Genomic DNA, 19,970 nt, shown 5'->3' on the forward strand with positions numbered 1-19,970 from the left:
TATCGACAAAATGTAGGGTAAAAATCAATCGCCCTTAACCCGCTGAAAAATCTTGTCCCGATACGCATCAAGATGATGTTTTTGCAGATAACGTTCCACCTCAGTAGCCCATTGGGTTCCCTCACCAAGAGTAACGCGGCTATGCGTTGACGCGTAAAGATATCGTCTGTCATAGAGACTAATCAGCGTCTGATTTACCGCATTGACACTGTAATTGGGGTTGTTAGCCAGCTGCTTTTCCAGCGACTGAACGATACGCGCCTGATGGGCAGCATCGGCAGGATATTCCGTTTCATTAAGCTCGCTCAACACCAGAAATAAAGGGGGGATCTGCTCTTCAATCGCCGCCTGTAATCGATAATGCCCATCAAGGATCACATAAGATCCTAATCCGGCGATATACCAGACCAGTATCGGCGGCAACGTCCCCTCTCGGCATTTTTTACGCCACCATTTTACTCTCCCCGTATTGGGTTGAATGGCATAACGCCCCCGCAGCAAATAACCGCCCCACCACCAGTCAACCAATCTGACGTTTTCCGGCTGCGTCAGATCTGGGAAATCTTCACCGTACAGCGTCCACTGGCAGTTAATATTTTCAGTGCTTTCTGGCGCTGAGAAACGCCAGTTTTCTAACGCAATGGGTTGGGGACTGGAATAGCGCGATGAACATTGAATCGGTAACATCGGTCTTATCAACCAACGCTGCGGTGAGAGTAATGGTGTTGGCGCATTCATTAACTGACGAACAAAATACCGGCACCATTCGCCGATCCGCACCTGCTCGCCTTTGGCTTTTATCCGTTCAATATCTTCAGAAGTTACCGCAGGTAATATCTCCTGGCTCCGTGGATAATCTGCATTAAAAACCAGCCAAACGCCGGAATGATCTTCAAGCATTGAAGCCCAGAATAACGGCTCTCCGGCGAGCTGCAATGCCATACGCCCAAAATGGCCACTGAGCATTTCCATCGCTGGCTCAGTTCTTTGATTTTCTTTGAAGATCAGTTCCAACCCTTGCCACTGGTTATTACGATCAACCAGGTCTTTCCACCAATAATCTGTCATTGCCGCCTTCCCTGAGTAACGGGTTAATATCCCATGAGCTTCGCCATCGGTCAGCAAGGGTGTCTTGCGTTGAGAATAAGATGCATTGTGTCAAAATCCAACCTCCCTATCGATGAGTGGCGTCAATCCCCCTCCAGAGAGGGGGTTGATTAGCGTCAGTATGAGGTCCGTCTGTATTGACGATACTGCGGATGCCAAAAAATCTCGTCAATTTTGCCTCGTAATGATTCCTCCGGTATACGAATGGCTACGCCATCGCGTTGCGCTGCAATACCAACACTAAAGGCAATGGCCTTTGTTACCTCCTGAATATTATTTATATCCGGTAATAATGGAGAATCTTTATTGCTTTTCATTGGCGAAAAAGAAGCTAACGTTCGGCTTGCCGTTATTAACATATTTTCTGTAATTCGTGTGGCGCGGCTTGCCAGACACCCTAGACCAATACCAGGGAAGATGTAAACATTATTACATTGTGCAACGGGATACTCCTTTCCTTTGTATATTACGGGATTAAATGGACTTCCCGTTGCAACAATGGCGTTTCCCTCTGTCCATTCAATAATATCTTCCGGCCTCGCCTCGACCCGTGAAGTTGGGTTGGATAACGGCATGATTATTGGGAGCTTACAGTACTTGTACATTCCCCTAATAATAGCTTCGCTAAACAAGCCTGGTTGGCCGGTAACACCTATCAACACCGTAGGATGCGCGTGACAAACAACATCCATCAGCGTCATTTTTTCGCTTTCCACACCCCAGCTTTCGACGATCGTTCGAGGCTGTGACAGTTGTCGCTGAAAAGGTGGAAGGTTTGCCTGGTCATCAGTCAACAATCCGAACCGATCCACCATAAAAATTCTGGCGCGAGCTTCCACTTCAGACAAGCCTTCAGCGACCATCTGTTGAACAATATGCTCAGCAATACCGCAACCAGCCGATCCGGCCCCCAGAAAAACGACTGTTTGCTCGCATAATGAACGACCAGAGACTGAGCTTGCCGCCATTAAACATCCTAGCGCGACGGCAGCAGTTCCCTGGATGTCGTCATTAAAACAGCACATCTCATCTCTGTATCGCTCCAGAAGAGGAAGTGCCGTTTGCTGAGCAAAATCCTCGAATTGCAGTAGGACCTCAGGCCATCGACGTTTAACCGCGTTTATGAACATATCCACAAACTCAAAATATTCCTCCCCGGTAATTCTTGGGTGACGCCATCCCATATAAAGAGGATCATTTAGCAGTTGAGAATTATTGGTTCCAACATCCAGCAGAATGGGTAATGTATTTGCCGGATTTATACCACCGCAGACGGTATACAAAGACAGTTTGCCGATTGGAATCCCCATACCGCCAATACCTTGATCCCCAAGTCCCAGGATCCGTTCACCATCGGTGACGACGATGACACGAATATGCTGTTTCGTGGCATTATGCAATATATCATCAATTTTATGGCGATCCGGCCATGCGATAAATAACCCTCTGGCCCTACGGTAAATATCAGAAAAATGTTCACATGCATGGCCAACAACAGGTGTATAAATAATAGGGAGCATTTCTGCTAAATGTTTATTTACCAGATAATAGAATAGCGTTTCGTTAGTGTCCTGAATGTTCCTAAGGTAGATATGCTGTGCGATAGCAGACTTAAAATCGCTAAACTGGCGATATGCTCGATGGGATTGTTCCTCAATTGTTTCAACTGCATTGGGTAGCAATCCTTCCAGATTGAATATCACTCGTTCCTCTTTGCTAAAAGCACTTCCTTTATTAAGAAGAGGAGATTCGAGTAGGACAGAACCTGAGTAAGGAATATAGAGTAAATTATCTACATTTTCATTTAACATAGTGTTCATCCAGATAAAAACCTTCCGTATTCAGTTACTATTACATACTGGAAATTAGCGTATTAGCGATTAGCATAGTTATGATTCCACCAAGTGCCGGAATGACCGTTCTGCGCACGATCATAAATGGGGAACACTCACCCGATTTACTGACGGCAATAATAATACCGGCAACAGGCGACATTGCGCGTCCCATCCCAGCCATCAGTTGCATCGGCAGAAGCATATGTACGGCGTTCATACCAAACTTTGTTGCAATAGACTGCGCCATACCGGCAAATGAAAAGAAGGCTGCAACCCCCGATCCTGTCAGTACGGCCGTTACCCCAACCAAACATGCCATTACAATCGTCATGCTGGTGAAACCAAAGCCAGCGTTATGTGTCGCATCGAGTAAATAATCCACTGCACCAATTTTTTGTAATCCCTGTGCGAAAATTTCGGCGCATACCAGTAATGAAACGATACTGGTAAACATACTCCCCATACCTTTAAAGAAGACTTGTACTCCCTTGCAGCACTCTTTAAAGTTTCGTTTTACACATAGCTCAAAAATAAAGGCGACAATAGTTCCGATAACCATTGCAGTCACGACATCGACTTTAATGGTATCAACAACCAACGGACTGAACACCAATACCAGAACGACAGGAAAAATGGGCAATAACCCGTAGAACTTAGGTGCTGGCACGTCATCTTTTTCAGCAATCTCGGGTTGCACAGCACATTGTGACGCAACAACATGTCCATCTTTTTTGTCAAAATATTTCGCCGTAAAATAGATTAATATAGAAACGACAACCATCACCGCCGCAGCTACCGGCATCTGATAATGAGCAAAATACAGTGCTGTTTCCATGCCAGCATATTCAGCAGCTAAGTTCGCGGTGCCAACGGCCGGCCCAAGATCCATAAAGGCACACATGCCAATCATAGCCGCGGCAGCAGCCTTACTTACCCCAAGCCGAACCAAGACCGGGAAAAATGTCACCAGCAATAACATTGCAAGGCCCGCAGCACTGGAGATGGCAACATGGAGCAATTGCGCAAAAATGTAGCCGATGGCAAGGATCAGGTAAGGTGCTTTTAAAGCCTCCAGCGGCCTAATGCAGACGTCAACCATGGCCTTTGAAGCTTTAATATGATCCATATAGCTGGCGAAACCACCGGCCGCCATAATAATCAAACCGATCCCTGCTACCTGCGTTGATAATGAACCTTTTACAAAAGCAAATATATCAATCCAGACAGACCCTGTGGATTTTGCATTTCCATATAAGATACTTTTTTCAGGGTAGAAAATGGCTGTAATTGTTAACAAGGAAAGCCCCGCTAACAGCAAAATAGTTTGCGGCTGGTAATTCTTGATAATTAACCAAGCCGCAACGACAGTAATAACTATCGCAATAATAAAAGCACTCATGGATATGTCCTGTTATTTATTCGTCAAGATATTAATAATCCATATAGCCACAGTGGTTACATGAGGATAACAAACAATAATGTCGTTGAGTGTGCATGATGTATTTAGCTAAAATTATGACCCATCATCAGAATTAATATCGTTAAGCATCATTCCAGCAACCAGTGCGGTTCTGGTAACGATATTTTCGGGTAATATATGCTCATGGAGCGCATGGATACCGGCTCCTGTCGCACCAAGGCCATCTAATGTAGGAATACCTAACGCCGCGGTGAAGTTTCCATCACTACCACCTCCAGCCGATTTCGCGGTAATCGTAATACCCAGTATTTCCGCAATCTTTTGCGCTTTTTCAAATAGCTGTTCGGAAGCTGAAGAACGTTCCATCGGTGGGCGAGTTTGCCCTCCTTCAACCCTGAGTTGGCTACCCTGCAAATGAGGTGTCAAACGGGTGATAGCATCATGGATCCGTGCAGCTTCTGACTCATTTTCCACTCTGGTATCAATTTCTAATTCGGCAGAATCCGCGACGACATTGACCCTACTGCCACCCCGTACAATACCAACGTTAACGGTGGTACCGCGCTCAGGATCATTCAACTCTCGCAATTTGAGGATCTGAAAAGCCATTTCCTCAATAGCACTAACCCCCTCATCAGGATTATTGCCTGCATGCGCAGCAAGACCTGTGATAGCAATGCGGTAACGGCCAGTGCCTTTACGGGCAATTTTTAAATCACCATGAGTTGTCGCCGGTTCAACAACCAATACTTGCTCAGATCCTGTAGCATTACGGATAATCCATTCCTTCGAACTTGGACTTCCGAGTTCTTCATCACTATTGCACAGGAAAACAATGCGCTTACCACCGAGATGCCCGCTCTCTTTTAACGCACGAACCGCCCAGATAGACTGAATCATCCCGGCTTTCATATCGAGGATCCCCGGGCCATACCATTTCCCCTCTTCTTCGCGAAGTGAGAGTACCCCTTTATCCCAGACCGTATCAAAATGCCCCAAAATTGTGGTTTGCGGGCCCTCTTTTCCCAGAACAAATTTTAACTGGTTACCGTAATGTGTCTGTTTTTCAGTTTCAGCCTGTATACCCAGACGCTTTTCGAAAATAGCTTTTAAAACGTCACCACAGTGGTCAACAGCAGCTTTATCAGTTGAAGGAGACTCAGCCAGTACCAAATCGCTGATATCTTCCATGATAAGGTCAGTATGTTTCTGTAAGTAATTAACAACGCTCTTCATTGCCACACTCTCCGCATAGGTATTTAGCATTAGTATGTGATGAATCCCGGTTGAAAAAGAATCAGGCTCCTATGCTATTATTGTTGCTTTCAGGTCAACAATAATGGCAAAAACATGACATTGAGCACCTATCCAGAAAAAGCGATCCGTTATTTATATATGGTCGGATTGTACGGTGGGATCCGCAGAGCCGCCGACATCCTTGGCTTTAACCCTTCGGTTGTCAGTCGCCAAATCTCTCTTCTGGAAAGAACAATACAGCTGCCATTATTGGAGAAAAGAGGACGTAACGTTGTCCTCACCGAGGCGGGAAGATTACTGGCTGATGACTACGCCATTACTCAACAAAAACGCAATGAACTTGAGCGGCAACTCAGCGATATGCGCCATATGCGTGGAGGGACAGTTACGCTGCGCGTTGGACAAGGGATGGTCCAGGAAATCATTACCCACGTCGTGAGCGATTTTGCCCAAATCTACCCGAATGTGTTTGTAGATATCACTTCTGGCAACATGGAAACGTCGATGGAACTCATTGCAAGAGGTGAAGTGGATATGGCCGTGGGATTTGGTCCCGTTGGGCAACCGGCACTTAAACGATATAGCTATAACCGGGGAGCCATTTGTGCCATTGTCAGGAAGGATCATGTTATTTCTGATTTAAAGAAAGTAACGCTTCAGGAACTTTCCCGGCATCGCCTGATTGCTATGCATGACAATTTTGGGCTTCAGCGATATCTCACTGCGATGTTTCGCGATGAAGCGATTATGTTCAGGCCATCCTACTGCTGTAATTTGTTTACCAGCGCAATAGCCCTGTGCCGTGCGGGACTGGGGATTGCTTTTATGACAGAACAAACTGCTAATGCTAATTCTTATCCTGGGGAATTGACGGCAATACCGATTGATCATCATATTGCCAGAGAGTGTCAGTGGCATGTATTGCGTAGCTCCGATCATCGTTTTACACCGGCTGCTCATTACCTATGGAAGTTGCTGTGTAATTATTTAAGTGACTCCAGCACGTAGGAATGCAAAACATCACGCAGTTTAACAATCAGGTGCGACTCGCCCGGCGCACAGCCTGAGTAAATAGCATTCTGCAAAATTAACAAAATATAATCATTTAAAAACAAAAAAAATACATATAAATCAGTATGATAAAAAACTTCAGGGACAGTTGATAGCGGGTTATAGCAGCTATTAATGTGTCCCTTTTTATGTCCCTGCTCCTAAAGATGCCCCCAAAATCACGCCTCAAGTGGGGTAAAACCACTCCAAAACCACACAGGTTATTCAAGCCTCTCATCATCCGTACTTATGGCCTTCAACTATTCAAATTTCACGTGAAAAACAGTACCTCCTCATACGACTGCTCAGTGCCAGAAGCGGACGTTAACTATATCAATTACCGCTACAGATAGACTCTTTGTTGAATGGGGATGCAGGGTTATGGCTCAGGAAAAACATAGTATGAACAATACAGATCGACATCGAGCGCGGCTTTGTAAATCTGTTGGAACTCGATTTCGCCCATATTTGCAAAGGAGATACTGTGGGATGTTTTCGGAGTTTAAATCCCCCTTAAATGCGCAGAAGTCACCGGAGTTGTTCAGGCTCCGATGACATGATTATGTCAGTTGATTATGAAAAATAAATTTTAAAATTTCATGTTGAAGCCACTAAAATCACTTTTTTTCTTGTACGGTATGGTCGTGTACTGATCTGTTGATGTTTTGCTCATAACATGTGCAAGATTAAGTTCATCTCCAGTATCCAGCCAAAACTCAACAGTCAAATGAATTTTTGGTTTAAGGCCATGCATTAATGCAATCATTTGTACGCTGAATGCATCCCCCGTATTTAGTTTGTAGTCTGAACGGAACCCTTGGATGAAACCACTTTCACCTAATACATTATACCTTAATTCATTATCATTTAATTTATTAGTAAATAAGAACAAGAAATCAGCAGTAACTTCACTGAAGTGGTCAGCGGAAACCCTGACGATTATTTTATTCGATTCAGTTTTAAAGTCATATGTGAGATTGGAGAATAATTCGTCCTGAGGTTTATAAGTGCTTTTGCCAGAGATAATGTCATTCATTTGAGCTATAACTACATCAACGCCATTTGTGTAAAGGTCCAAATAGACTTTTTGAGTAAGAAGCGCAGGCATAGGTGATTCATCGCAACGTATAGCAACGAATTTGACGTCTCCAATTGCAGCTTTCATAAGGGCATTTTGCCACTCTAAAGACACCATATTACTTTTAAGGCTATTCTCTGTTACAAAGAAAAAGAAAATCTTAACGGATTCGATGCCATCATTCATGCGATCAATAATCCCTTCACCAGGTTGAATTGACCAAGAATCATAAAATACGTTAGACCTGCCATATATATTTGCAATTTTATCTGCAATATGACCAACGAAGGCTTTGTCTTTGTAATTGTGACTAATGAAAATCATCGCCTAAATCCTTAATTCGTGTGTAAAAGAAGTAAAAATTCAACAATTGAAGTCTCGTTATTATAACTATAAATTTTGAAATTTCATTGACTTCATACCCCTGCAATCCCCCAAACCGTCAAAACTCACTTTATCGCCGCGCTGTTGCGGCATTCCTAGCAGATCACCTTTTATCCGTCCGCTGGATTTGTAAGTATCCCTGCAAAAGGAACCATTCACTTTAACAGATATGTCAACTTCCGCTTCTCGCTCACAGCAGACCTTCTGTCCGCAAAACCTCGAGTTATTTCTCTTTCCTGTAGCTGGAAAGGCGGTGCTCAAGGTTGGTCCGAACCTGCGGCCACTCATCATCAATTATGCTGTACCGTATGGAAGTACGTTTTCGACCATCAGGCATAATTCGTTCATTTCTGATGATGCTTTCCTGGATCGCACCAATACGGAGAATGGCAGCCTGCGAGCGCTCATTCAATACATCAGTCGTAAACTGAACGCGAACACACTTCAGTTGCTCAAAGGCGTACCGCAGCAATAACAGTTTACTCTCGGTATTTGCAGCTGTTTTTTGCCAGCTTTGTGAATACCAGGTGTGACCAATTTCGAGCTTTCGGTTTTCTCTATCAATCTTCCAGAAACGTGTTGATCCAATGACACGTTGATCGGACGAAAGCGTTACAGCAAACGGCATGACTGTGCCTTCGATCTGCCCCTTGAGGGCTTTCTGAATGTACGAATCTGCGGTGTCAGCAGACGGAACCACCGTAAATGGCAGGGACCAGAGTTCCCCATCCGCAGCCGCATCAATCAATAGCTGAGCATCTGTCTCAAGCAGAGGACGGAGCGTGACAAGAGATCCTTGCAATGTAGGCGTCATATTTGTGACCTCACAATTATTTTGTGTCGATTGATTGAGCTGCATAATCCTGTACTGAATGAATTACTATGCCCCGTTTGCATTGAATAATCGACTCATCAAGAGTCGATTATCTGCTCACTGCTCATGATGGTAACTTGTCAACTCCGTGCCAGTAATGGACTTCCCTCTTTTGTTAAACAACGATGTTGAAACGAAACCGTTTCATGATAAATCTATAAATGTAATGAGGCGATTAAAAGAGGGCTGAAACAGTTAACCTTGACCTCAACACCAAACGCACAAACTTTCTACGAAAAGCATGGTTTTATGTTTATCAAGGAAACGACATCCCCATCAAGACTTGCCCAAACAGATCTGCGTTGTATGGATATGTCCATCGCATTATCAGCCTGAGTTTTCTTATGCTCTTGGCAGGAGAACTCACCAACGGAAATCTAATCGCTATGAGTTCAGTACGGCAGCTTCGAGGTCTTGGGCGGATAACTCCTGTGTTCAAACTCACCCACCCCTTTGTGATACGATATTTGCTTTAGATTGTCACATGGGGTCAGATTTTGAATTCATACATTTTCCTTGCCGGGGCCATCGTAGCTGAAGTCATAGGTACAACCCTGATGAAGTTCTCTGACGGATTCACACGCCTATGGCCATCTGTAGCAACTATTGTGTGCTACTGCACAGCCTTTTATCTTCTCTCTCAGACCCTGTCGACTATTCCAACGGGTATTGCGTACGCAATTTGGTCAGGTGCTGGAATCGTATTAATCAGTCTTTTGGGCTGGTTGGTAAGTGGGCAAAAGCTAGATTTTCCGGCGATCGCAGGTATGCTTCTTATTTGTGCTGGGGTTCTGGTTATTAATATTTTTTCAAAATCCTCCCCACATTGATCCTCTTATCTTGATCGAGTAGGAAAAGTGCATATGAAAATACCAATACTCCATACGGAACGCTTGCTGTTAAAACCATTAGAAGCCGAAGATGCCTCGCAGATTCAGGTGCTTTATCCCCGCTGGGAGATAGTTCGCTATATGGTCTCCTCAGTACCCTGGCCCTATCCTGATAACGGCGCGGAGAATTACGTCAATAACGTTGCCCTGCCTGATATGGATAAAGGGATTGCGTGGATCTGGACTATCAGACTCCGTGAGGCCCCTGACGATCTCATAGGTTTAATATGCCTTTATGACGTTGAGGATAATAACCGTGGATTTTGGTTAGCTCCGGAATATCAGGGGCAGGGTTTTATGCGTGAAGCCAGTAATGTCGCTACGGATTACTGGTTTAATACGTTAAATAAGACGGTATTGCGTGCGCCGAAAGCCTCTCTTAATGTCCGTTCCAAACGTATTTCAGACAGTAGCGGCATGCGGCTTATCAAAACGGAAAAGAAAGAGTATGTCAGCGGTTTGCTGGATTCTGAACTTTGGGAAATCACGCGCGACGAATGGAACGATCGTCAGGTTGGTTAAAATAAATTATGGAATGTCCATAACCGAACCGCAGAAAATTTCTATTTTTGCCCTGCACCAATGGCAAGTTTATTAAAACTGCAGTTGCGATCATAATAAATAGATACGCAGCGAAGCCTGTCACTCGCGGGCAACATGAGTAATGCTATCTTATTTGAGGATTCTGGCATGGCCCCCTTTCATCAACTGACTGCCACCAGTTTGCATGGCCAGCCCATCTGTATGGCCGACTACGCTGGCAAACTGGTTCTGGTGGTTAATACCGCCAGCCATTGTGGTTTCACTCCACAATATGCAGGCCTCGAAGCGCTCTACAAGAAGTACGCCGCGCAGGGTCTGGTGGTGCTTGGTTTTCCCTGCAACCAGTTCGGTAACCAGGAGCCCGGTGGAGCCGACGAAATCGCGCAAACCTGTCACATCAACTACGGTGTGAGCTTCCCGATGTTTGAGAAAGTGGAAGTCAACGGTGCCGCTACGCACCCGGTATTTCGTTACCTGAAAGACGAATTACCCGGCGTGCTGGGTGGGCGGATCAAGTGGAATTTTACTAAGTTCCTGATCGGGCGTGACGGCAAGCCGCTTAAGCGATTTGCCCCCTTCACTACCCCAGAGAAAATAGATACCACCATCCTTACATTGCTTAAAGTCTGAGCGCCTCTGTAATTCAAACCGTCCCTGGTATGCCCCAGTTCGCTGTCTGAATAAAAAACACGCTGCAAAATCAACAAAATATAATCAACTTGCTTAATTACTCTGCAATCGCGTGAGATCAGGAAGAAAAATGCTATTTCCCTCTTGCCTCATTCGGTCTGTGCCGCTAATATTCGTCCCCGTTGTCACCTACAACGTTGCGTTCATAGCTCAGTTGGTTAGAGCACCACCTTGACATGGTGGGGGTCGTTGGTTCGAGTCCAATTGAACGCACCATTTTGCGTCCGTAGCTCAGTTGGTTAGAGCACCACCTTGACATGGTGGGGGTCGGTGGTTCGAGTCCACTCGGACGCACCAAATCATATCCCTTTGATTTGGTGCTATTTCACTTCAAAACTATTTTTTTATCTTCAGTTTGTATCCGTCAGTTTTATCATTTCCTTTGATGATTCAATAGCACTGCGCTAAATCATTCTAAATTCCATGCTCAACGCGTATCATTCACCTTCTTCGCATAATGTCATTCGCCAGAGATCGGATACCATGCCCTCTTCCATATTCCTGTTAGCCGCAGGCAGTTTGCGCCCTGCATTTACGCCATTGATAAGCCAGTTCACGCGCATGAGTGGAATAGACGTTAAGGTTGAATATGGTCCGGCCGGTTTATTGCGTGAGCGTATTGAAGCGGGAGAACCGTGTGCGCTCTTTGCCTCGGCCAACCGGGAACATCCGCAAAACCTGTTAGCACGTAATATAGCCGTCTCTACGCACACTTTTTGCTGGAACAAACTGAGCCTGGTCAGCAACCGAACCGGTGTCTGGCTGGATTTACTCCGCGACCCTACGCTGCGACCAGGTACATCAACGCCCGGCAGCGACCCTTCCGGAGACTATACCTGGGCATTTTTCGACAATATGGATGTACTGGAACCAGGACTCGGGCAACAGCTTCGGACGCGCGCAATCCCGCTGGTGGGTGGTCGTGATACGATAAAAATCCCGCAAGGTGAACTGGCGAGCGCCTGGATCCTGCGCCAGGGGCTGGCCGATCTGTTTATCGGTTACGCGCATTACGTACACGCGCTGCGCGCGATGCCCGACGTACATTACGTGGCTATTCCCGATGAGCACAATATTCGCTGCGAATACCAACTGGCGGTGCTTGATGCATCCAATGAAGTCATGGCACTGGTTGAATTCATACTCTCCCGCGGCGGGCAGGAATTTCTTAGCGCCGCAGGATTCTTAACGCTTAACGGCGAATAGAAAACAACGGTGCGATAAACGGCGTCTGGTAGTTCTCCACGCTGAGTTTTCTCAGCGTTAAGCCATAGGCCAGGAATAAATTCTCCTCCGTCACAATGCTGTTCGTGGGCCCTGCCCGCCATTTTCCTTCAGGGAGTAGCAGCAAAGTATGGGAAGCAACCTGTAACGCATGAAGCGGATCGTGAGTCGAAAAGAGAATACTGCATCCCTGTTGATGGGCCAGATCGCTGATGAGCTGCAGCACCACCTGCTGATTGGCGAGATCCAGCGCGGAACACGGTTCATCCAGTAACAGCGTTTGACACTCCGTCACCAGAGCCCGGGCAATCATCACCAACTGTTGCTGCCCGCCAGAAAGTGAGCCAAATGAGCTGGAGGCGAGATGCGCGATATTCAACTGCTCTAACGCCTGCATTGCTCTTTTTTGATCCTGCGGACTGGGTTGCGCAAACAGCTTCACGTGCTGTGCTCGCCCCATCAACACCACGTCGCTGACCGTGTACGGAAACGGCAGATGGCTATGCTGTGCCACAATCCCTATCCCACCGTTATTTTCAATATTCCCGCCTAAAGCAGGCAGCGTGCCGGTTAGCGTATCGAGCAGTGTACTTTTACCCAGGCCATTGCGTCCCAGCACGGCCCAGATCTCACCTTTCTGGCAACAGAACGTTAGCGGCTCAAATAGTGGCGCGCGATACCCATAAGTAAGCTGATGTACACGCAGTGCGGCAGGTATCATGATTTCTCCCGACGGCTGGTACGTATGAGTAAGAAAGCAAACAACGGCGCGCCGAACAATGCGGTAATAATCCCCAACGGTATCTCCGCGTGCATCAGGGTGCGAGCAATATCGTCCACCACAATCATAAATCCGCCCCCCAACCAGAAGGCGCACGGTAGTAAACGACGATGATCAACCCCCACCAGCAAACGCGCCAGATGCGGAATCACTAATCCAACCCAGGCAATACTGCCGCTGACCGCCACCTGAGCCGCGACCAAAAATGCGCAGCACACCAAAACGCTGCGTCGCAGAGGAACCACCGCCACACCCAGTGCTCTGGCATCTTTGTCATTGAGCGACAACAGGTTTATCCGCCAGCGTAGCTGGTACAAAACCGTCGCGGCGATACCGACCGGGACCGCCAACAGCAGCACTTTATGCCAGTTGGCCGTCGCGAAGCTGCCCAGTAGCCAGAACACAATATTAGGTAACGTCTCTTCGGTATCAGCCTGATACTGGATCAGGCTCACCAGCGCGGCAAAAAAACCGCTCAAAATGATACCCGACAGGATCAATACCAGCGTATTCTCCAGCCCCTGTAACGCAGCAATAGCATACACCAGGATCAACGCTGTCAGACCAAAGAAAAACGTTGATCCCATCATCAGCCAGGGCGAAAGTCCGAGCAGGATGGCCAGTGTTCCACCAAAGGCCGCCCCCGACGTCACGCCGATAATATGCGGGTCGACCAGAGGGTTATGAAATACCCCTTGCAGCGTCGCGCCGCATAACCCAAGCGCGCCCCCCGCCAGCAGTGCCATCAGAATACGCGGTAGCCTGACCGTCCAGATAACCTGGCTGCCTATTCCCTCAGCGTCGCTATAGTGCGTCAGGTGGTAAAACACCTCGCTTAACGACAGCGGATACTGTCCGAGGCATAGCGAACTGACGCCCAGCAACAGGACCACAACGATTAAGAGCGGTTGCTGGGGCAAAATACGGTTACTTAGCTGCATCAGACTGCCAGTTCACACGATAAAAACGTTGATAGTAGTCCTTGGCCTGCGCATCAACGTCCACGTTTTTATAGGCATCCGGATACAGTTTTTTGGCCATCCAAAGTTCACCGATCGCCAACGCTTCCGGCATCGGATAGCCCCAGGCTTTGGCATATTCAGGCATCAACCAGACGCGATGATTTTTCACCGCATCAATCCCCTGCCAGTTCGGATCGTTTTGGATCTCAGTTACCACCTGCGGATAGCGATCCTGGACAAAAATCACCTGCGGGTTCCACGCTAATACCTGCTCCAGCGCAACCTGACGGGCACCTTTCACACTGGCAGCCGCCACATTTAATCCCCCCGCGTGCTGCATCATCAGTCCCGTGTACTTCCCGGAGCCGTAAGTCATCAGATCGGGGTTAGCCATATAAATACGGACTTTTTGTGCATCCGGGATTTTTGCAACCGGCGCATTGAATTTTGCCCGCGCGGTAAAAACGTAGTCGATTAACGTTTCGGCCTGCGGTTTGCGCCCAACCACGTCAGCGATCAGGCGAATACCCTGCTTCAACCCTTCGTTGTAGACCTGCTCTTCATCGGCCATGGTCGGGTTCATTTTATTCTGTTGCCCGGTGGCATCCTTGCGTAATGAGATAGCCACGACCGGAATACCGGCGTTCTGAATCTGCTGGATCATTTCCGCGGGCGCATAGTTGGCGACAAAAACCACCTGCGGATGAATCGCCAACAAGCTTTCGATGTTCACGCTGGTGAGATCGCCTGGCGTCGGCAATGTAGTAATCGTCGGCATAAAGCGCGCAAATTCAGGCCCGAGCTGCTTTTTCCAGCTCGACATCACACCAACAATGTCCTGCTGGGCATTGAGCTGGACCAGAATATTCAACGTCTGATGTTGCAGCACGACCACTTTGTCCACGTGGTCAGGAATCGTGACCTGTCGACCAAGCTGATCGGTGATCGTTCGGTCGGCCTGAGCAGAAAACGCAAACAACATGCTGGCGCAAACCAGCACAAAAGAGCGGAAAGTTAACATGGGATACCATCTGAATAGAGGAGTAAAAACGATATGCATTAAATTATATAACGAGAGTCCTGGCAAACCATTTTCATCATGAGCGCACCAAACCCCACATTTCAGAGGGGTAAAAATGGCGTGCAATCCTTATCACGCCTGTCTTTATACGTGAGCGCTACTCCTGTGGGGGTAACGCGTTTAAAACTCGCATCGCCTGCTCCTGAGTGAGCGAATAATCGAAGAACTGGCGATAAAAATCTCGCGTTACGCTGACCATATCCAGGCCGCTAAACAATGCCGGATGCAGTTTCGATGCAGCCCACTGTAGCTGCAACGCGCTTTCAGTGCCGTAGCGATCCCAGGGGAACACGCCCGCCGGATTGCGCCAGACGTTACCCTGTTTCACTGCGTTAAGTTCTTTGAACAATGCTGCGTATGGCGAACTGGCGATATCACCACACCCCGCACCGAGAATAATGACCTGCGGTTGCCAGTAGAGCACCCTCTCGGGCGACACCTCTTTCATGTTGCCGTCAACTTCACCTGCCGCATTCCGTCCACCCGCCAGCGTAATCCAGGTATCGATCAACGTGTTCCTGCCGTCGACTTTAAGCGGATTTAGCGATTGAATATGAAGTACCCGAGGGCGCTGATTTTCCGCCAGCTCCGCAGTTTTAGCCTGCACATCCGCGAGTACACGGTTGAGATACTGATTGTAAGCCGTTGCACGGACGCGAGCCTGCTCGGTACCCAGAACCTCTGCGGTCGTAGTGACCGATTTTTCCATCGAAGCATAGTCAGTAAATGCCATTTCAAGGGCCGGAATACCCGCCTGACTGTAGCTTTGAGCATCCCCTTTTCCTTTTGCCACAAACACGACGTCGACGTGCCGGGCCAGCAAATCCTCGCTATTAAATGATGTTCCTCGTATCTGTAAGGCTTGTCTCAGAGAAGGATTGATTTTGAACATCCATGGCTGGTTTTCCTCATGGTTGACCGTCGCAACAATGTTACGACCAGCACCCAGCGTCATCAGCACCGAATGATGGGCAAACCAGCCATCCGCGATACGTTCAACATGCGCGGGAACGGTAACTGTGTGACCAGCATCATCCACAACCTGGCGTGTTGCCAGGGCAGGAAACGCCAGCCACACACAAAGCAGCCATGTGTGGCACGTTTTCATAAGCAACCCCTAAAAATCAACCTGAACAGAAAACTGAGCCTGGCGCGGTGCACCAAGTTGAGCGCTGGCAGCCCCTGCGCCCGTGTAACCAGTCAATGCGCCCGGAACGATATTGGTCCAATAGTGACGGTCGGTGAGATTGGTGATATCAAACCGGAAAGTGGTTGGTGTGTTCCACAGTCTGGTGGCATAACGCGTACCGATGTCCACCGTGGTGTAACTCCCGACCCAGCTGTCGTTGGCATTATCGGTAGCCCGACGTCCGACGTAATGCACGTTCGTGTCGATATCCAGTCCCGGAACCCGTTCGATGGTGTAGATTGCGAGGATATTCGAGGCGAAGCGCGGCAAACCAACAACTTGCTTACCATCCGCATTGCTGGCCGCGGTATTATGAAGCGTTGGATCAAGCCAGGCTCCGCCGCCTAACACGCGCAAATTACGGGTGATATGCCCATCAGCCATCAGTTCCAGCCCACGGTTTTTCTGCGTACCATCCTGAGCAAAATCGCCATTGTCGTTGGTATAGGCAAAGGGGCGTTTGGCTTCAAAAAGCGCAGCGGTAAGCAGCAGATCTTTTACTGGCGCATATTTTGCGCCCACCTCCAGTTGATGGCTACGGTAGGGATCTAACACCTGCCCGGCATTGCGCGCCCCGGCGGGCGCGGTATCGCCCTGCTGCAAACTGTCCGCCCAGGTGGTATACAGTGTGACGTTCTCCACCGGTTTATACATCAGGCTGGTAGAACCGCTCATGCCATTGTCCTGCTGATGGCTGCTTTCATGTCCAGCTTTGTTGTAGTTACTGACGGTAAACAGGTTCTCACTGCCGGAAAGCAGCAAACTCCACTGCGGGGAAAAATGCAGCGTATCGCTGAGCAAAAATGCATGTTGAGTGGTGGTCGCTGAATGATAGCGATCGTTAAAATCTGGATACGGTGGTCGTGGATAGTCGGGATGTTGATCGAGGGAAGAATGCCCCAGAGTGAAAGTGCCGCCGTTTCTTGGATTATAGTTTTTCCACACAAATCCACGCATTCCGGTAGCAATATCCTGGGTCAGCCAGCCGGTATCAATGCTACCGGTCAGGTTCGCTAAATAACTGTTGATGGTAAACCGACTGGCCGCCGAATTAGAGGTTGTAGTGGTGTAATCGCCCCGGTTATCCGTCAGGGTGTTGGTCACGGCCGTCGACTCGCGGTCTGCAACCTGGTGCAGCGCCCCCAGGTCCAGCATCCAGTTGCCGTCAAAATCATGCTTAATATGCATATCGACGGTAGTCGTTTCGTCATCATGACCCGCATAAGATTGACCATATTTACTGTCCGTAGGATCAAATGCCGCGGGAAAGTGAACGCCTTTCGCCAGGGCAAAGCTACCCGGCATGCCTTTTTCGTAATAATGGTAATAGCTGAAATTACTCTCCAGCACCGTTTGATCTGTCAGTTGAAAGTCCAGCCCCAAGCCAGCGTACTGTCGACGGACATGGCTATCGGTGGTGTAGCTATGGCCCTCATCGTTCAGCAAGTTGAGGCGATATTTCACCCGGTCTCCCGCATCGATTGGGCCGCTGAAATCCATCGATGCCAACGTTCCCGACCCTGTACCTTGCCCTACTGTGACACGATGCAACGGTGTATCGACAGGTCGTTTAGACACCAAATTAAACATCCCTGCTGGATTAGCAGGGCCATACAGCGATCCAGCGATGCCGCTCAACACCTCAATGTTCTGGAACTGTTCGGTCGAATATTCCGTCGTGGAGACGGCGTTCAGGCCATCAATCATATGGTTTTGTACCACGCTCCCCTGCATGCCGCGGGTTTGTGGGCGGACGCCGTCACCCTGAACGGACGGTAGGTAGCGATAGGCGTCTTTCACATCTTTGATTTGTTGCTGATCCAGCACTTTTTTCGACAACGTCTGCACCGACCAGGGAACGTCTATCAACTCTCGCTCGCCGAGGCTACCTAACGTGACTTTTTTTTCGCTCGCCGGAGGTTCATGTTCCGATAACGAGGATTGTGACGTGGCTGGCGCCGAAACGATGACGGTATCTTCAGCATGAGCCGTGACGGCGGTGGAAAAACAGGCAAAGGTTAACAACCCAGAGGCCACTGGGGTAAATTTGTTATTTAACATTCGTTAATTCAATTCGTTAGATAGAAAGACTGGAGGCCGCTAACGCAAGCGCCTTCTCTTGAAGAGTACAGTTATTATATTTGTATGATGAATAGAATAGATCCAATCGATATATATGTAAATATATAACGGCATGTGGTTGGTAAATCCACGGCAACAAAAAAGCCGACGGTGATGACGACCGTCGGCTTTGGGTAAATGACAACTAACGAATTACTTGGTTGCTGCTTTGATAATATCGAGCGCTTTGGCGAACTGATCCTGCGGAATTGTCAGCGGGTAAAGGAAACGAATAACGTTGCCATACTGACCGCAGGTCAGCAGCAGTAATCCTTGCTCAAGGGCTTTCTTCTGCACGCGTTGTGCGGCAGCAGCGTTGGGTTCTCCTGTCGCTGCATCACAGAATTCAGCAGCAATCATAGAGCCTAAACCTCGCACTTCGGCCAGTTCAGGACACCCTGCTTGCGCGTCTGTCAGAGCGGCGCGCAGCTGTTCGCCGAGAGCCGCCGCACGCTGGCATAGCTGCTCATCACGAATGATATCCAGCACCGCATGGGCCGCTGCGATCGACAGCGGGTTTCCGGCGTAGGTTCCCCCCAGACCACCCGGCGCAGGCGCATCCATAATTTCGGCTTTGCCCACGACGCCTGACAGCGGCATGCCGCCCGCAAGGCTTTTCGCCATGGTCATCAGGTCCGCTTTATCGGCGTAATGATCCATCGCAAACAGCTGACCCGTACGGGCAAACCCGCTTTGTACTTCATCAGCGATCATCACGATGCCATGCTCGTCGCAAATACGGCGGATGGCAGCCACAAATTCTGGCGGTGCCACCACGAAGCCTCCTTCGCCCTGGACGGGTTCGAAAATAATCGCCGCAACCTGGGTTGGATCGATATCGGCTTTAAACAGACGCTCAATCGCTTTTAGGGAATCCGCCGTGGAAATACCCTGCAATTCAGAAGGATACGGCGCATGGTAAACAGAGCCAGGGAACGGGCCGAAACCTTTTTTATAGGGTGCCACCTTGCCGGTTAACGCCATCGTCATGTAAGTACGCCCATGAAAACCACCGCCAAATGCGATAACGCCAGGACGGCCGGTATGCGCGCGCGCAATTTTCACCGCGTTTTCTACCGCTTCAGCCCCGGTAGTGAAGAATGTGGTTTTACGCTTGCCGTCGATTGGCGCAACGGCGTTGATTTTCTCAGCTAAAGACACATAGCTTTCGTACGGGACAATCTGATAAGCCGTATGGGTAAAAGCCTGAAGTTGCGCTTCGACTGCCTGCACCAGGCGAGGATGGCGGTGTCCGGTGTTCAGCACGGCGATCCCGGCGGCAAAATCGATGTACTGATTGCCTTCGATATCGGTAATCGTGCTGTTTTCTGCCGACTGGGCATAAAAATCACACATCACACCCACGCCACGCGGGGTGGCATCCAGACGACGTTGTTGCAGGTTTTTATTGTTCATTCTCTACACCTTGTCCATTAATACATTTCGGTTGAATTACCCTTTAAATTTAGACGCCGTCTGGTACT

General features: G+C 48.4%; 18 protein-coding genes, 2 tRNA genes and 1 pseudogene. 8 read left to right on the forward strand and 13 right to left on the reverse strand.

The window, feature by feature from the left end; translation table 11 throughout:
- Window positions 1-24: 24 nt before the first annotated feature.
- From OGY13_RS13760 to OGY13_RS13775, 4 genes are all read right to left on the reverse strand, one after another.
- Window positions 25-1,068 (reverse strand): ParB/Srx family N-terminal domain-containing protein, encoded by a 1,044-nt coding sequence (locus tag OGY13_RS13760; RefSeq protein WP_213753034.1) that lies wholly within the window; start codon window positions 1,066-1,068, stop codon window positions 25-27.
- A gap of 155 nt (window positions 1,069-1,223) precedes the next feature.
- Window positions 1,224-2,918 (reverse strand): NAD-dependent malic enzyme, encoded by a 1,695-nt coding sequence (locus tag OGY13_RS13765; RefSeq protein WP_213753035.1) that lies wholly within the window; start codon window positions 2,916-2,918, stop codon window positions 1,224-1,226.
- Window positions 2,919-2,958: 40 nt separating this feature from the next.
- On the reverse strand, window positions 2,959-4,341 hold the full coding sequence (dcuC, locus tag OGY13_RS13770; RefSeq protein WP_204191744.1) for a C4-dicarboxylate transporter DcuC: 1,383 nt from the start codon (window positions 4,339-4,341) through the stop codon (window positions 2,959-2,961).
- 114 nt (window positions 4,342-4,455) lie between these two features.
- On the reverse strand, window positions 4,456-5,598 hold the full coding sequence (locus OGY13_RS13775; RefSeq protein ID WP_213753036.1) for a M20 family metallopeptidase: 1,143 nt from the start codon (window positions 5,596-5,598) through the stop codon (window positions 4,456-4,458).
- A 114-nt stretch (window positions 5,599-5,712) separates the two neighbouring features.
- On the opposite strand from OGY13_RS13775, the gene OGY13_RS13780 reads away from it, so the two are divergent.
- Window positions 5,713-6,627: a LysR family transcriptional regulator gene (locus OGY13_RS13780; protein WP_103014934.1), complete on the forward strand. Its 915-nt coding sequence runs from the start codon at window positions 5,713-5,715 to the stop codon at window positions 6,625-6,627.
- A gap of 460 nt (window positions 6,628-7,087) precedes the next feature.
- Here the strand turns inward: OGY13_RS13780 and OGY13_RS25155 are convergent.
- From OGY13_RS25155 to OGY13_RS13795, 3 genes and pseudogenes are all read right to left on the reverse strand, one after another.
- Window positions 7,088-7,170: pseudogene (locus OGY13_RS25155) on the reverse strand (DUF1367 family protein); the annotation flags it as partial.
- A gap of 88 nt (window positions 7,171-7,258) precedes the next feature.
- Window positions 7,259-8,071, reverse strand: a complete 813-nt coding sequence (locus tag OGY13_RS13790; RefSeq protein WP_213753037.1) for a toll/interleukin-1 receptor domain-containing protein — start codon at window positions 8,069-8,071, stop codon at window positions 7,259-7,261.
- 283 nt (window positions 8,072-8,354) lie between these two features.
- The gene (locus OGY13_RS13795) at window positions 8,355-8,945 is read right to left on the reverse strand and encodes a GNAT family N-acetyltransferase (protein ID WP_032943278.1); all 591 of its coding nucleotides are present in this window, start codon (window positions 8,943-8,945) and stop codon (window positions 8,355-8,357) included.
- Between the two features lie 234 nt (window positions 8,946-9,179).
- On the opposite strand from OGY13_RS13795, the gene OGY13_RS13800 reads away from it, so the two are divergent.
- From OGY13_RS13800 to OGY13_RS13830, 7 genes are all read left to right on the forward strand, one after another.
- Window positions 9,180-9,341, forward strand: a complete 162-nt coding sequence (locus tag OGY13_RS13800) for a GNAT family N-acetyltransferase (RefSeq protein ID WP_286573804.1) — start codon at window positions 9,180-9,182, stop codon at window positions 9,339-9,341.
- 161 nt (window positions 9,342-9,502) lie between these two features.
- Window positions 9,503-9,835, forward strand: coding sequence for an EmrE family multidrug efflux SMR transporter (locus tag OGY13_RS13805; RefSeq protein WP_063941528.1), 333 nt, complete (start codon window positions 9,503-9,505; stop codon window positions 9,833-9,835).
- Between the two features lie 33 nt (window positions 9,836-9,868).
- Window positions 9,869-10,417, forward strand: coding sequence for a GNAT family N-acetyltransferase (locus tag OGY13_RS13810; RefSeq protein WP_174770316.1), 549 nt, complete (start codon window positions 9,869-9,871; stop codon window positions 10,415-10,417).
- Window positions 10,418-10,585: 168 nt separating this feature from the next.
- The gene (locus OGY13_RS13815; RefSeq protein WP_213753038.1) at window positions 10,586-11,068 is read left to right on the forward strand and encodes a glutathione peroxidase; all 483 of its coding nucleotides are present in this window, start codon (window positions 10,586-10,588) and stop codon (window positions 11,066-11,068) included.
- Window positions 11,069-11,267: 199 nt separating this feature from the next.
- Window positions 11,268-11,344 (forward strand) — tRNA-Val (locus OGY13_RS13820).
- A 4-nt stretch (window positions 11,345-11,348) separates the two neighbouring features.
- A tRNA-Val gene (locus OGY13_RS13825) sits at window positions 11,349-11,425 on the forward strand.
- A gap of 186 nt (window positions 11,426-11,611) precedes the next feature.
- Window positions 11,612-12,334 carry a substrate-binding domain-containing protein gene (locus OGY13_RS13830; protein ID WP_137377851.1) on the forward strand — a complete coding sequence of 241 codons (723 nt, stop codon included), beginning with the start codon at window positions 11,612-11,614 and terminating at the stop codon, window positions 12,332-12,334.
- Here the strand turns inward: OGY13_RS13830 and OGY13_RS13835 are convergent.
- The 6 genes from OGY13_RS13835 to puuE all read right to left on the reverse strand — a co-directional run bounded on the left by OGY13_RS13835 (window position 12,321) and on the right by puuE (window position 19,902).
- Window positions 12,321-13,073 carry an ABC transporter ATP-binding protein gene (locus tag OGY13_RS13835; protein ID WP_213753039.1) on the reverse strand — a complete coding sequence of 251 codons (753 nt, stop codon included), beginning with the start codon at window positions 13,071-13,073 and terminating at the stop codon, window positions 12,321-12,323. The genes OGY13_RS13830 and OGY13_RS13835 overlap by 14 nt on opposite strands.
- A complete protein-coding gene (locus OGY13_RS13840) occupies window positions 13,070-14,074 on the reverse strand; it encodes a FecCD family ABC transporter permease (RefSeq protein ID WP_003832715.1) in 1,005 nt (334 codons plus the stop codon). The genes OGY13_RS13835 and OGY13_RS13840 overlap by 4 nt, the downstream gene beginning before the upstream one ends.
- The gene (locus OGY13_RS13845; protein WP_204557815.1) at window positions 14,061-15,116 is read right to left on the reverse strand and encodes an ABC transporter substrate-binding protein; all 1,056 of its coding nucleotides are present in this window, start codon (window positions 15,114-15,116) and stop codon (window positions 14,061-14,063) included. Before OGY13_RS13845 ends, OGY13_RS13840 begins: the two co-directional genes overlap by 14 nt.
- Window positions 15,117-15,273: 157 nt before the next feature.
- Window positions 15,274-16,284, reverse strand: a complete 1,011-nt coding sequence (locus OGY13_RS13850) for an ABC transporter substrate-binding protein (protein WP_079933958.1) — start codon at window positions 16,282-16,284, stop codon at window positions 15,274-15,276.
- A 9-nt stretch (window positions 16,285-16,293) separates the two neighbouring features.
- Window positions 16,294-18,426, reverse strand: a complete 2,133-nt coding sequence (locus tag OGY13_RS13855) for a TonB-dependent receptor (protein WP_204191750.1) — start codon at window positions 18,424-18,426, stop codon at window positions 16,294-16,296.
- A 213-nt stretch (window positions 18,427-18,639) separates the two neighbouring features.
- Window positions 18,640-19,902, reverse strand: a complete 1,263-nt coding sequence (gene puuE / locus OGY13_RS13860) for a 4-aminobutyrate transaminase (RefSeq protein WP_003832711.1) — start codon at window positions 19,900-19,902, stop codon at window positions 18,640-18,642.
- Between the last annotated feature and the right edge of the window lie 68 nt (window positions 19,903-19,970).

Origin of the sequence: Citrobacter sp. Cpo045, from assembly GCF_030332875.1 — a bacterium.
Classification (GTDB): domain Bacteria; phylum Pseudomonadota; class Gammaproteobacteria; order Enterobacterales; family Enterobacteriaceae; genus Citrobacter; species Citrobacter portucalensis.